Origin of the sequence: Pseudomonas sp. P7758 (assembly GCF_013386485.1) — a bacterium.
GTDB lineage: Bacteria > Pseudomonadota > Gammaproteobacteria > Pseudomonadales > Pseudomonadaceae > Aquipseudomonas.
Genome location: NZ_JACARS010000014.1, coordinates 30,755 through 44,683 on the forward strand (window position 1 = coordinate 30,755; position 13,929 = coordinate 44,683).

11 protein-coding genes and 1 tRNA gene are annotated in these 13,929 nt (G+C 61.0%); 7 read left to right on the top strand and 5 right to left on the bottom strand.

Annotated features, from left to right (window positions below):
* The first annotated feature begins 98 nt into the window (after nt 1-98).
* The 3 genes from HX873_RS03390 to HX873_RS03400 all read left to right on the top strand — a co-directional run bounded on the left by HX873_RS03390 (nt 99) and on the right by HX873_RS03400 (nt 4,594).
* On the top strand, nt 99-3,842 hold the full coding sequence (locus tag HX873_RS03390) for a bifunctional diguanylate cyclase/phosphodiesterase (protein WP_177008800.1): 3,744 nt from the start codon (nt 99-101) through the stop codon (nt 3,840-3,842).
* 15 nt (nt 3,843-3,857) lie between these two features.
* Nucleotides 3,858-3,934, top strand: a tRNA-Ile gene (locus HX873_RS03395).
* A 147-nt stretch (nt 3,935-4,081) separates the two neighbouring features.
* A complete protein-coding gene (locus tag HX873_RS03400) occupies nt 4,082-4,594 on the top strand; it encodes a cupin domain-containing protein (protein ID WP_177022285.1) in 513 nt (170 codons plus the stop codon).
* A gap of 89 nt (nt 4,595-4,683) precedes the next feature.
* On the opposite strand, the gene HX873_RS03405 is transcribed toward HX873_RS03400, so the two are convergent.
* The 4 genes from HX873_RS03405 to HX873_RS03420 form a co-directional block, all read right to left on the bottom strand.
* Nucleotides 4,684-5,085, bottom strand: a complete 402-nt coding sequence (locus tag HX873_RS03405) for a type II toxin-antitoxin system HicB family antitoxin (RefSeq protein WP_003211020.1) — start codon at nt 5,083-5,085, stop codon at nt 4,684-4,686.
* Nucleotides 5,086-5,140: 55 nt separating this feature from the next.
* Nucleotides 5,141-5,323: a type II toxin-antitoxin system HicA family toxin gene (locus HX873_RS03410; RefSeq protein ID WP_003211022.1), complete on the bottom strand. Its 183-nt coding sequence runs from the start codon at nt 5,321-5,323 to the stop codon at nt 5,141-5,143.
* Nucleotides 5,324-5,508: 185 nt separating this feature from the next.
* On the bottom strand, nt 5,509-6,762 hold the full coding sequence (locus HX873_RS03415; RefSeq protein WP_177122378.1) for an amidase: 1,254 nt from the start codon (nt 6,760-6,762) through the stop codon (nt 5,509-5,511).
* 10 nt (nt 6,763-6,772) lie between these two features.
* Entirely contained in the window at nt 6,773-7,198 is a 426-nt protein-coding gene (locus HX873_RS03420; RefSeq protein WP_003211024.1) for a VOC family protein, read from the bottom strand.
* A 113-nt stretch (nt 7,199-7,311) separates the two neighbouring features.
* Here HX873_RS03420 and HX873_RS03425 point away from each other — a divergent pair, with 113 nt between their 5' ends.
* Nucleotides 7,312-8,178, top strand: coding sequence for a LysR family transcriptional regulator (locus tag HX873_RS03425; protein WP_003211026.1), 867 nt, complete (start codon nt 7,312-7,314; stop codon nt 8,176-8,178).
* A gap of 42 nt (nt 8,179-8,220) precedes the next feature.
* Here HX873_RS03425 and HX873_RS03430 read toward each other — a convergent pair whose 3' ends face one another.
* A complete protein-coding gene (locus HX873_RS03430; protein WP_177068453.1) occupies nt 8,221-10,581 on the bottom strand; it encodes a glucose/quinate/shikimate family membrane-bound PQQ-dependent dehydrogenase in 2,361 nt (786 codons plus the stop codon).
* Between the two features lie 161 nt (nt 10,582-10,742).
* On the opposite strand from HX873_RS03430, the gene HX873_RS03435 reads away from it, so the two are divergent.
* From HX873_RS03435 to HX873_RS03445, 3 genes are all read left to right on the top strand, one after another.
* Nucleotides 10,743-11,225, top strand: a complete 483-nt coding sequence (locus tag HX873_RS03435; protein WP_134327417.1) for an Lrp/AsnC family transcriptional regulator — start codon at nt 10,743-10,745, stop codon at nt 11,223-11,225.
* Between the two features lie 167 nt (nt 11,226-11,392).
* The gene (locus HX873_RS03440; RefSeq protein ID WP_177122390.1) at nt 11,393-13,075 is read left to right on the top strand and encodes an NAD(P)/FAD-dependent oxidoreductase; all 1,683 of its coding nucleotides are present in this window, start codon (nt 11,393-11,395) and stop codon (nt 13,073-13,075) included.
* A 10-nt stretch (nt 13,076-13,085) separates the two neighbouring features.
* The gene (locus HX873_RS03445) at nt 13,086-13,880 is read left to right on the top strand and encodes a carbon-nitrogen hydrolase family protein (protein ID WP_177122379.1); all 795 of its coding nucleotides are present in this window, start codon (nt 13,086-13,088) and stop codon (nt 13,878-13,880) included.
* Nucleotides 13,881-13,929: the final 49 nt, after the last annotated feature.

Sequence of the window (13,929 nt, forward strand, 5' to 3'; positions counted from 1 at the left end):
CGGGGTTTTTGCTTCTACAGATTAAATCCTCGCTGACTCCCCTCCCCCGCAATGCCCGTCTACACTCGAAACATTCCCCGTGCCATAACGAGACCGTTATGCCCAGATTGCCGACCGTGTTACTGCTGTCGCTGCTGACCTGGACCGCAACGGCTGGCGCGTTGACTCTCACCGATGAAGAGCGTGGCTGGCTGGCGGACCACCAAGAGTTGCGCCTGGGCGTCGACGCCTCTTGGCCACCCTTTGAATACCGCGATGAAGACGGTCGCTACCAGGGCCTGGCCGCTGATTATGTGCGGCTGATGCAGGATCGCCTTGGCGTCAGGATAAAACTGATCGAGCCGGTGAACTGGAGTGCCGTGCTGGAACAGGCCCGCAACAACCAGCTCGACCTGCTGCCGGGCATCATGTCCACACCGGAACGCCAGGGTTTCCTGTCGTTTACCCGGCCTTATCTCGACTTCCCCATCGTCATCCTCGCCCACGAAGGCGGCCCGCAACCACGCAGCCTCAAAGACCTGTACGGGTTGAAGGTGGCCGTGGTGGAAAACTACGCGCCCCATGAACTGCTGCGCACTCACCACCCGGACCTCAACCTGGTGGCCATGCCCAATGTCAGCGCTACGCTGCAGGCCCTGGCCACCGACAAGGTCGACGCCGTAGTGGGCGATCTGGCGTCCAGCGTGTGGAGCCTGCGTCAACTCAAGCTGGAAGGCCTGTACATCAGCGGCGAAACGCCTTACCGCTATCAGTTGGCCATGGGCGTACCCAAGGACGACAAGATGCTGGTGGGCATCCTCGATAAAGTCCTGGCCGACATCAGCCCGTCTGAGACCGAGGCCATCCAGCAGCGCTGGGTCGGCAACGTCATCGACCACCGCACGCTCTGGACGGATGTGCTGCTCTACGGGTTGCCTGCCGTGCTGTTGCTGAGCATCGTGCTGGCCGTGGTTATTCGGATCAATCGTCGGCTCAGCTCGGAAATTTCCCGCCGGGTCGCCCTCGAACAGGAACTGCGCAGCAGCGAATACCACTATCGCGGCCTGGTGGAGAGCCTTTCCGCGATCGCCTGGGAAGCCAGCATCAGCGATTTCACCTACAGCTACGTGTCGCCCCACGCCGAGGAACTGCTGGGTTACCCCCGTGCCCACTGGCTGATCCCGGGCTTCTGGCGCAACATCATCCACCCCGCGGACCTGACCCGCACCGAATCCTATTGCTACGCCGAAACCCGGGCCAACCGCGACCACAGTGTCGACTACCGGGTGATCACCGCCGATGGACGCTGCCTGTGGGTGCGGGACATCGTCAGCCTGATCGAACACGGCCACGAGCCCGTGCTGCGCGGCCTGATGATCGACATCAGCGAAGCCAAGCGCACCGAGGAAGCGTTGCAGCTTTCGGAACAGAAATTCGCCTCTGTGTTCCAGCAATGCCCGGACATCCTGGTCATCGCCCGGCTGTCGGACGGCTGCCTGATGGAGGTCAATAAGGCATTCGAAGACCAGATCGGCCTGAGCGCCGAAGCAGTCGTAGGAAAAACCGCCACTGAACTGAATATCTGGGGCATCCAGGGCGTAGGCCCCGGCCTGCTGCAACGGGTACAGACCACCAGCATCCGCAACCTGGAAATGCCCTTCCTGCGCAGCAACGGCCAGGCCTTCACCGGACTGATCTCCGCCGAACCCTTTCAACTGGATACCACCGAAGCCCTGGTCGTGGTGGTGCGTGACATCACCCAGCTGAAAGAAACCCAGCAGCGACTGCAGACCTCCGAAGAGAAATTCGCCAAGGCCTTTCATGCCTCTCCCGACGGCCTGCTGTTGTCCCGCCAAAGCGACGGTTTGCTGATTGAGGTCAACGAAGGATTCAGTCGAATTACCGGCTTTAACAGCGTGATGTCACTGGACCAGTCAACCCTGGACCTCGGGATCTGGGTCGACCTGAACGAACGCAAAGATATGTTGGAGCGGCTGCAACGGGATGGATTTGTCCGCGACTTTGTCTGCCACATCCGCCGCAGCGACGGCGAAATTCGCCTGTGTGAAGTCTCCAGCCGCCCGCTGCCCATCGGCGACGACGACTGCATGCTGACCATCGCCCGGGACATCACCGAACGCCAACTGATGCAGGAAAAACTGCAACAGGCCGCCACCGTGTTCGAGAGCACGGCCGAAGGCGTACTGATCACCGACACCCGACAAAATATCAGCGCCGTGAACCGCGCCTTCAGCGAGATCACCGGCTACAGCGAAGCCGAGGCCCTTGGCCAAACCCCGCGCCTGCTTGCCTCGGGCCTGCACGACAGCGCCTTCTACGCGGCCATGTGGCACCAACTGACGGCCAACGGCCACTGGCAAGGCGAGATCTCCAACCGGCGCAAGAACGGCGAGCTGTACCCCAGCTGGCTGACCATCAGCGCCGTGCGCAACCGCGAGGAGTCGATCACCCACTTCGTCGCCGTGTTTGCCGACATCTCCAGCCTCAAGCACGCCCAGGCGCGCCTCGATTACCAGGCCCACCACGACCCGCTGACCGGCCTGCCCAACCGCACCCTGTTTGAAAGCCGCCTGCAAGCCGCCCTCAACAACCAACAGGAAACCGGCAGCCAGGGCGCCGTGCTGTTCCTCGACCTCGACCGCTTCAAACACATCAACGACAGCCTCGGCCACCCGATTGGCGACCTGCTGCTCAAGGACATCGCCGTTCGCCTCAAGGACCAACTGCGAGACGTCGACACCGTCGCCCGCCTGGGCGGTGACGAATTCATCATCCTGCTGCCCGGCCTGCAACAAGCCAGCGACGCCGAACACCTGGCCAATAAGCTGCTGGCCTGCTTCACCCCACCGTTCCAGGCGGGCGAGCATGAGTTCTTCATCAGCGCCAGCATCGGCACCAGCCTGTACCCACGGGACGGCAACGACGTCGCCACCCTGGTCAAAAACGCTGACGCCGCCATGTACCGCTCCAAGGCCAAAGGCCGCAACCGCGTCGAAAGCTACACCCAGGACCTCACCGCGCAAGCCAACGAGCGCGTGGCCCTGGAACACGAACTGCGCCGAGCGATCGAGCGCGACGAATTGTCTCTCTATTACCAGCCGAAACTCAGCCTCGACACCCAACAACTGATCGGCGCCGAAGCCCTGATTCGCTGGCGCCACCCCACCTTCGGCGAAGTGCCGCCCGAGCACTTCATTGCCCTGGCCGAAGAGAACGGCATGATCCTGCAGATTGGCGACTGGGTACTGGAGCAGGCCTGCCGACAGATGCACGACTGGCGAGAAATTTTTGATGACTTCGGCCCGCTGTCCGTCAACCTGGCGGGCGCGCAACTGCGCCACCCCAACCTGCTGGCGCGCATCGAGCAACTGCTGCGGGACAACCGCCTGGAGCCTGGCTGCCTGCAACTGGAGATCACCGAAAACTTCATCATGAGCCAGGCCGAAGAGGCGCTGGAGGTGCTGCACCAGCTCAAGCATCTGGGCGTGCAACTGGCCATTGATGACTTCGGCACCGGCTATTCGTCCCTCAGCTACCTGAAACGCCTGCCGCTGGACTTCCTGAAGATCGACCAATCCTTCGTCCGTGGCCTGCCCGACGACCCACACGATGCGGCGATCGTGCGCGCCATCATCGCCCTTGGGCACAGCATGCAATTCACCATCATTGCCGAGGGCGTAGAAACGCCGGCCCAGCAAGCGTTTCTGGCGGCTGAAGGTTGTGAGCAGATGCAGGGCTACATCGTCAGCCTGCCGCTGCCGCCGGACCTTTTCGCCGCTACGTTCCTTCGTATGAGCGTTTCGGACTTTTCGGATGGCACAGCGAAGAAACCATCGCTATAATCCGCGGCCTACTGAGGGCCTATAGCTCAGTTGGTTAGAGCAGGGGACTCATAATCCCTTGGTCGTAGGTTCGAGTCCTACTGGGCCCACCATCTTGAAAGCCGCGCATTGCGCGGCTTTGTCGTTTCTGGCGCGCGTGAGTCGTGCAGCAATGAAACATTAGTTAGTTGTCCCGAACGGCTACGGCACTGACCATGATTCCCAGTCAACGCCAATTCAGCACGAGGGAAACTTGTTCCATGCATCAGCAAAAACGCTCGCCGCGCAACGCAATCCACGGCCTGGGCATACGTGCCACAGCCACCGTCGCAATCACCCTCGCCACCTTGAGCGGTGCACAAGCCGCCCCCGCCGCCACTGACTCCATCAAGGCATTCAAGCTCTGCACCGGCGCCGACAACAATTCGCACGTACTGGAAGGCACCATCGACCAGAGCATGCGCAATGACGTGACTGCCATTCACTTCAAGCAAACCCCGGCGCACGCCTCGTATGGCTGGCATAACGACCCGGAGCCTCAGTACGTGATGACGCTGTCCGGCACCCTTGCATTCGTGACTCGCGGCGGTGAGAAGTTCACGTTGCATCCGGGTGAAGTACTGATCGCCGAAGACAATACCGGCACCGGGCACCGCTGGAATCTGGTGGACGATCAACCGTGGCGGCGAGGATACGTGGTGCTGAAGCCGGGCGCGCCGGATTCATTTATCCCGAACGATGCTGCCGCTGCGAAGGTGTGCAAGGGGTCGTAGTCTCGCTGATCACACCTCCTCGAATAAAAGAAAGACTTACGCTTTGCGGTGTAAGCCTTTTTTGTACTGCGTGCTCTACCGGCCCGTTATCAAACGGAAAGTTCGCGCAAAGCCGCCGTCGCCAGGAACCCAGAGCGCGAGGCATAGCGATGGTCTTTTTGCACTCGCTCATCGATACGATTCAAAAGTTGCTCAGGCAGTGAGGCGTTGAACCTGACTGACTTGCCCAGGTAAGGAGTGAGATCAAAGTCGATCACCGCCCACACGCCACCCGCAAAGTCCGGATTCTCCAAATGGACGTCGACCTCTCTAGCCTGAGGAAGCCGCTCCTCATCAGCAACCAATCCCTCGAGGTGCAGCGCTAAAGCTTCGCGGACATTATCCAGAGCTTCGGAAAAGGTTGTGCCCGCAGAAAAGCAACCTGGCACGTCCGGGACGGTCACGCTGTAATCTGAATCAGCGTCTTTGTGTATCACCACTGGAAATTTCATTTTTCCTCCTTTGAATGAGCCGCAGCGGGATCATTCACCACATAACCTACGGTCATCACTTCAGGCCTGCTGATTTCAAAATGCTGTGCAAGGTCCCCTTGGCTATCTCTGATTTAGGATGAGGAACCGTCACCCGGCCGGGCTTGGTTGAGTGCTTGAATTGATGGTGACTGCCTTTCGCCGCCACCTCAAACCATCCATCCGCCATCAGCAAGTCAATTACCTCTCTGCTTCTCATCGCGCCCGCTCCACAGTGTGTATCTTACACACCGAAGGTATCCTGCAGCATCTTTTATACACACAGGACACACCAATGAAAAAAGCCCGCTCATTTCTGAACGGGCTCATGCGAAGAATATGATGACGACGCCTATCGCCGCTTCGCCAGCGAACTAATGTCAGTTTTTGTGCCTTGACTGACTCTCAGCTTACCAACGCATTAACAATGACTTGCGCCGTACCTAGCAACGGCGCATCCCCTCTAAACGCCCCAATTACCTGCAACCCCACCGGCAACTCCCCTTCCCCATGCATCACCGGTACATTCACCTGCGGCAAGCCAAACGCGCCCCAGAACTTGATGAAGTCCGACGGGCCCGTGGTCGCCAACCCCACCGGCGCCAGCATCCCGCAGGAAACACTCAACATCGCATCAAACGGCTGGCAGATTTGCGCAAGCTGCGGGGCCAGTTGTACCAAGCGGGCCTTGGCTGCCGACTCCTGCTCCCAACTCGTCGTCTGGGCGCGCTCGATCATGGCCAACGTCGAGTCGCTGAGTAGTTCGGGATGAGACTGAAACTCCTTGGCCAATGAACGGGCACCTTCGCAATCGTTGATCAACTGGTGATCGTCGAATACTCCGTCGAACGCTTCAGGCAACACGACCTCACTGACAAGAGGCCCCAACCGTGCAACCGCTCGTTCAATAGCCTCGGCCACCAACGGCTGCACATCCGACCAGCGAGAGGTACGGCAGAAACCAAGCCGCAAGGGCCGACGCCCCGCCTCAACAGCCGGAAACCCAGGGATCAACACCCGCGCCACCCGCTCAAGATCACGCACCGAACGGCCATACCAACCCACGGTATCGAAGCTCGGCGCCAGGGGTTTCACGCCTTCCAGCGAGACCAGTCCAAACGACGGTTTGAAGGCATACAACCCGCAATAAGCGGCTGGCTTGAGCAGCGACCCAGCCGTCTGGGTACCCAACGCCAACGGGAAAAACCCGGCCGCCATCCCGGCCGCGGAACCCGCGCTGGAGCTACCCGGCGTGCGGGACAGATCGAGCGGATTACGCGTCGGCCCTGTGTGCATGTAGGCAAATTCGGTGGTGTGGGTCTTGCCCATGATGATCGCGCCCGCCTGTCGTAGCAGCGTCACCACATGGGCATCCCGCGATGGACGATTACCCAGGTAAATCGGCGAATAGAATTCCGTTGGGTGGTCGGCGGTATCAAAGATGTCCTTGACCCCCACGGGCAAGCCCGCCAGCGGACCGGAACAGCCTTCAAGCTGCAACGCCTGCTCGCGCACCGCCTCAGCGTCGAAGGATACAAACGCCTGGATATCTGGTTCGTCGACACCTATGCGCGCAAGAAAGTGTTCAGCAACCAAAGCCGGCGTAATCGCCCCCGAACCCACCGCCTCGGCGATGCCCGTTGCATCCAGGCCATTCATCAAAGCGCCCTCACTTGGCAAACAACTGCCCAATGTCCTTGAACGCCTTGAACTCCAACGCGTTGCCGCACGGGTCAAACAGAAACAACGTCGCCTGCTCGCCCACCTGGCCTTTGAAACGAATATGCGGTTCCAACACAAACTGGGTATTGCGCGCCTGCAAACGCTCCGCCAACGCATGCCAATCATCCCAACTCAACACCACGCCAAAATGCGGCACCGGCACGTCGTGGCCGTCCACTGCATTGGTGTGCGCCGCCTCTTGAGAAGCGGTTTTCGGATGCTCATGAATCACCAATTGATGCCCGAAGAAGTCGAAGTCGACCCAGTGATCACTGGCACGTCCCTCCTCCAACCCAAACACCTCACCATAAAACTGCCGCGCTGCCGCCAGGTCGAATACCGGAATTGCCAGGTGAAAAGGAGCCAGTGCCATCAGGTTTAACCTCTATGGGTATTAAGTCCTTGCGAGTCTAGCCTTGCCGTAACCGATGGAAAGACGATAGTTTTCGCAGCGAGCTCAAATTATTTTGATCAATCGAGACGCCCATGCTGCGGGAACTGAAAACCTTTATCGCCGTTACCCGCCATGGCACGTTCGCCGCAGCGGGCATGCATATCGGGCTGACACAATCGGCGGTGAGTGCGCAGATCCGTCAGTTGGAGCAGGTACTCGGCGTGCAATTGTTCGACCGAACCGGGCGCCAGGCCACGCTGAACGCGGCGGGGATCCGCGCGCTGCCGCTGGCCAGGGAGATTCTCGAGACGTTCAACCGCATGGCTGTGCCGGTGGATGCCAATGAGTACAGGGGCGAGTTGAAGGTCGGCGCCATCACCACCGCCCAGACCGGCCTGCTGCCCCAGGCCCTGGTGCGTTTGCGCCAGGCGGCGCCGACGGTGGAGTGCAAGTTGGTGCCGGGAGTTTCCCTGGAGCTGCTCAGCCAGGTGGATGCAGGCGAACTCGACTCGGCGATCATCATTCGCCCACCCTTTGACTTGCCCAAGGAACTGCACGTGCAACTGCTGCGCAGGGAGCCGTTTGTGTTGATCGCGCCGCTGACGGTCGAGGGGGATGACCCGCTGCAACTGCTCGCCGCTCATCCTCACGTGCGCTACGACCGGGCTTCGTTTGGCGGGCGGCTGGTCAGTCGCTTTCTGCGGGATCAGCGGCTGGACGTGCAAGTGGCGCTGGAACTGGACGAGATTGAGGCGCTGGTCAAAATGGTCGAATGCGGCCTGGGCGTTTCACTGGTTCCCCACGCCGGACTATGGCTGGACCGATCCCCGCAGGTGCGTGTCATCCCGCTGGGCGAGCTGACCTTTAACCGGGAAATCATCTTGCTGAGCCGCTACAGCCAGCGCAACCTTCCGGTGCCACAACTCTTTGCCCGATGCCTGCTGGCAGACACGATCTAAGACGCAAAAAAAAGCCGCACATCCGTGCGGCTTTTTCACGCCCTATTTCTTGGGCAACGCGTAGGCAATCACATAATCCCCACGGTCCGGCGACTGTCGCGCGCCGCCAGCGGTGAGCACGATGTACTGCGTGCCGGTCTTGGGCGACACGTAGGTCATCGGTCCCGACTGGCTACCCACCGGCAGCCGTGATTTCCAGATCTCGTTGCCGTTGCCGGTGTCGAAAGCGCGCAGGTAGAAGTCCTGGGTGCCGGCGAAAAACAGCAAGCCGGACTGGGTGGCCAGGGACGCGCCGAGGGTCGGCATGCCGATTGGAATCGGCATGTGCATGCGGATGCCCAGCGGCCCGGTGTCTTCAACCGTGCCCACCGGCACTTGCCACATCAGCTTGTGGGTTTTCAGGTCGATGGCCGACAGGGTGCCGAACGGCGGCTTCTGACACGGAATGCCCGCCGCCGAGAGGAAGCGCTCGCGCATTGCACCGAATGGCGTACCTTCTTGCGGCACCACGCCCATTTCGATGCCACTGGCACCGGCGGCGATCTTGTCGCGCGGGATCATGTAGTTGGCCAAACCCAGGCGCATGTCGTTGACGAACATATAGTGGGTATTCGGGTCCACTGACACACTGCCCCAGTTCATCCCCCCCAGCGAACCCGGGAATTGCAGCGCGCGGTCCAGGCCTGGTGGCGTATAGACGCCCTGATGACGCATGCCCTTGAACTGGATGCGGCACATCAACTGGTCAAACGGCGTGGCGCCCCACATGTCGGATTCGGTCAGTTGCTGATTGCCGATCGAAGGCATGTCCACCGAGAACGGCTGGGTCGGCGAATAACGTTCGCCGGGCACATTGCCCTGGGGCACCGGGCGCTCTTCTACCCGGGCGATGGGCACGCCGGTTTCGCGGTTGAGCAGGAAGATTTCACCTTGCTTGGTGACTTGGGCCAGTGCCGGTTGCACGCCGCCGTTGCCATCCGGAATGTCGTAGAGCAGCGGCTGTGCCGGCAGGTCAAAGTCCCACAGGTCGTGGTGAGTGGTCTGGAAGTGCCAGCGCACCTGGCCGGTCTTCACGTCGATGGCGACGATGGAGGAGCTCCACTTGTCGTCATAGGCGGTACGTTCACCGGCGAAGAAGTCCGGGGTGGCGTTACCGGTGGGCAGGTAGACTAGGCCGAGCTTGGCGTCGTAGGACATGGCCGACCATACGTTCGGCGTGCCCCGGGTGTAGGTCTCTCCTGCAGGTGGGCGTTTGGTGGTGTTCGGGTTGCCCGGATCCCAGGCCCACACCAGTTCGCCGCTGTGCACGTCAAAGGCGCGCACCACGCCTGGCGGTTCACCGGTGGAGAAGTTGTCTGCCACACGCCCGCCCACGATCACCACATTGCCCGCCACCAGTGGCGTCGAGGTTTGCTGGTAATAACCGGGCTTCACTTCGCCCATGTCGGTCTTCAGGTCGACAGTGCCGTGGTCGCCGAAGTCTTCGCAAGGCGCGCCGGTTTCAGCATTGATCGCAATCAACCGGGCATCGCCGGTCGGCAGAAACAGACGTTTCACACAGGCTTTGGCGCCGGCGGGTTGCTCGCTGGCACTGCTGTCGAAATAACCCAGGCCACGGCAACGCTGCCAGTTGGGGCCGCTGCCCTGGGGATCGAATTTCCAGCGTTGGGCACCGGTATCGGCATCCAGGGAAAACACTTTGCCGTAGGCGGTGCACACGTAAACGCTGTCACCGATCTGCAGCGGGGTGTTCTGGTCTTCGGCACCGGCGCCATTGCTCTCGGGGATGTCACCGGTGTGGAAGGTCCAGGCCACCTGCAACTTGTCGATGTTGCCTTTGTTGATCTGGTCCAGCGCGGCAAACCGATTGCCGGCGGTGGTGTTGCCCCAGTGGGCCCAGTCTTTTTGCTCGGTGCCCGGCGTTACCGCAGTCACCGCAGGCTCACTGCTGGCCTTGACCACGTGGGTCGGTACAAACATGTACGCCAGGGTGGCGACCACGCCCAGGCCCAGCAGCCCGGCAACGCCATAGGCGCCGCGCCCGGGTGTCGATCCCGAAGCGCGGGCGAGCTGTGGATAAATCAGCGCGACTACCAGGCCGATGACGGCGAAGGTCAGGACTCGCGAAACCAACGGCCAGTATTCCAGACCGGTATCCCACACCGCCCAGATCGCAGTCAGCACCAATGCCACGGCGTACAGCCATGCTCCCTGAGGCCGGCGCTTGGCGATCAGCACACCAGAGACCAGCATCGCCAGGCCCATCAGCAGGAAATACCAACTGCCGCCCAACACTACGAGGTAACCGCCACCGCCTGCCAAACCCAGGCCGATCAAGGCGATCAGCAGGCCCAGCCCAACCAGCAACCATCTGCTGCCGGTGGCAGCCCCAAAGTTATTCATCGCGCAAACGTCCTTCCTGTATACCTAACGCAAAATAATGTACCAAACAGTTACTTTTCACAATCTGGCACAAAATAATGTGTTCGATCAGCGGCGAAAATAAATTCCCGGCCGGGCGGGCAGTATCGCCAGGACCGAGCCTGTAACATGCTCGCCCACTGATGCCCGCGCCGGAGAACACCTTGCCCGCCTCTCACCCTCCCGTCCTCGATGAAATCGATCGCCAGTTGATCGCCGCCTTGCAGATCAACGCGCGTGAAAGCGTGGCCATGCTTGCCCGGCAACTGGGCATCGCACGCACCACCGTCACCTCACGCCTGGCGCGCCTGGAAAAAACCCAGGTGATTACCGGCTATGGCGTGCGCCTCAGCCAGCGGGTGGTGGATGGTGGTTTGCAGGCCTACGTGGGGATCACCGTGCAACCGCGCTCCGGCAAGGAAGTGCTGCGCCGGATCAGTACCATGGCGCAGGTTCAGCAGTTATGTGCGGTAAGCGGCGAGTTCGATTACGTGGCCTGGCTGCGCACCGATTCGCCGGAACAGCTGGATCAACTGCTGGACCAGATCGGCAGCGTCGATGGCGTGGAGAAGACCACCACCTCGATCATCCTCAGTAACAAACTGGATCGCGGCCAACCAATCTGACCAGCAAGCTCGTCACTCTGACTAAAAACAATTCAATCCGACGACACATTGCGTCTTATTAACGAACGCTACGCTCCCTAGAATGGCTGCCATCTTTTCCTATACTCAGCGGGTCGCGCCCCGCCGAGCCGCCAGCAAGGTCAGCCATGAGCATTCCTTCCAGCACCATCAGCAAGACCAATCGCCACCCCGCCACCGGTAAAAAGCCGATCACTATCTTTGGCCCGGACTTCCCGTTCGCCTTTGATGACTGGATCGAACACCCGGCGGGCCTGGGCAGCATTCCGGAGGCCAACCACGGCGCCGAAGTGGCGATCGTCGGCGCCGGGATTGCCGGGCTGGTAGCCGCCTATGAGTTGATGAAGCTGGGCCTTAAACCCGTGGTGTATGAAGCCTCGAAAATGGGTGGCCGCCTGCGCTCCCAGGCGTTTGAAGGCGCCGAAGGCATCATTGCGGAACTGGGTGGCATGCGTTTCCCGGTGTCCTCTACCGCGTTCTACCACTATGTAGACAAGCTCGGGCTGGAGACCAAACCCTTCCCCAACCCGCTGACGCCGGCTTCCGGCAGCACGGTCATCGACCTCGAAGGCCAGACGCACTACGCACAGAAACTCGCTGACCTTCCTGCACTGTTCCAGGAAGTGGCTGACGCCTGGGCCGACGCCCTGGAAGCCGGCTCGCAGTTCGCCGATATCCAGCAAGCCATCCGCGACCGTGACGTACCGCGCCTGAAAGAGCTGTGGAATACGCTGGTTCCGTTGTGGGACGACCGCACCTTCTACGACTTCGTGGCGACCTCCAAAGCGTTCGCCAAGTTGTCCTTTCATCACCGCGAAGTGTTCGGCCAGGTCGGCTTTGGCACCGGCGGCTGGGACTCGGACTTCCCCAACTCGATGCTGGAAATCTTCCGCGTGGTGATGACCAACTGCGACGATCACCAGCATCTGGTGGTCGGCGGCGTCGCCCAAGTGCCCATGGGCATCTGGCGCCATGTGCCGGAGCGTTGCGCCCACTGGCCGGAAGGCACCAGCCTCAGCTCCTTGCACAACGGCGCGCCACGGGCCGGGGTCAAGCGCATTGCCCACGCGCCGGACGGCCGTTTCGCCGTCACCGACAACTACGGTGACACCCGTGAATACGCCGCCGTGCTGACCACCTGCCAGAGCTGGCTGCTGACCACCCAGATCGAGTGCGACGAAACCCTGTTCTCGCAAAAGATGTGGATGGCCCTGGACCGCACCCGCTACATGCAGTCGTCGAAGACCTTCGTGATGGTCGACCGGCCATTCTGGAAGGACAAGGATCCGGAAACCGGCCGCGACCTGATGAGCATGACGCTGACGGATCGCCTGACCCGCGGCACCTATCTGTTCGACAACGGTGACGACAAGCCGGGGGTGATTTGCCTGTCCTACTCCTGGATGAGCGATGCGCTGAAAATGCTTCCGCAACCCATCGAGAAACGCGTGAAGCTGGCTCTGGATGCGCTGAAGAAGATCTACCCGAAAGTCGACATCGCCGCGCGGATCATCGGCGATCCGATCACCGTGTCATGGGAAGCCGACCCGCATTTCCTCGGTGCTTTCAAAGGCGCACTTCCCGGTCACTATCGCTACAACCAACGGATGTACGCGCACTTCATGCAGAAGGACATGCCGGCGGAGCAACGCGGTATTTTCATCGCCGGTGACGACGTGTCCTGGACGCCTGCGTGGGTTGAGGGCGCCGTGCAAACCTCGCTGAACGCGGTGTGGGGCATCATGACTCACTTCGGTGGCAGCACTCACCCGCAGAACCCGGGGCCGGGCGATGTGTTCGATGAAATCGGGCCGATCGCACTGCCCGAATAAGGAGTTGCCCATGCGTGTTGCCCTGTATCAATGCCCGCCTCTGCCGCTGGACGTGGCCGGTAATCTCAAGCGCCTGCATCAGTTGGCGCAAGAGGCCACCGACGCCGACCTGCTGGTGCTGCCGGAGATGTTTCTCACCGGCTATAACATCGGCGTGGAAGCGGTCGGCGCCCTGGCTGAAACCCAGGACGGCCCATCCGCACAGTCCATCGCCGCGCTGGCGAAAAACTCGGGCGTGGCGATCCTCTATGGCTATCCGGAGCGCGGTGCAGACGGGCAGATCTACAACGCCGTGCAGCTGATCGACGCCAATGGCCAGCGCCTGTGCAACTACCGCAAGACCCACCTGTTTGGCGACCTCGACAACTCGATGTTCAGCGCCGGCGACGATGATTTCCCGCTGGTGGAATTGAACGGCTGGACGCTGGGTTTCCTGATTTGCTATGACCTGGAGTTCCCGGAGAACACCCGGCGCCTGGCGCTGGCCGGCGCGGAGTTGATCCTGGTACCGACGGCCAATATGGTGCCCTTCGATTTCGTCGCCGATGTGACCGTGCGGGCGCGGGCGTTTGAAAACCAGTGTTATGTGGCCTACGCCAATTACTGCGGGCAGGAAGGCGAGATCCAGTATTGCGGGCAAAGCAGCATCGCCGCGCCGGATGGCCAACGGATTGCCCAGGCCGGTCTGGATGAAGCGCTGATCGTGGGCACACTCGATCGGCAGTTGATGGTCGACTCACGCGCGGCCAATCGCTACCTGCTGGACCGTCGTCCCGAGCTTTATGGGGCGTTGCACAAGCACTGATCCCGGCTGCTTTGCGCTAGCATAGGCACTTCCTACGTTTCGGAAGTGC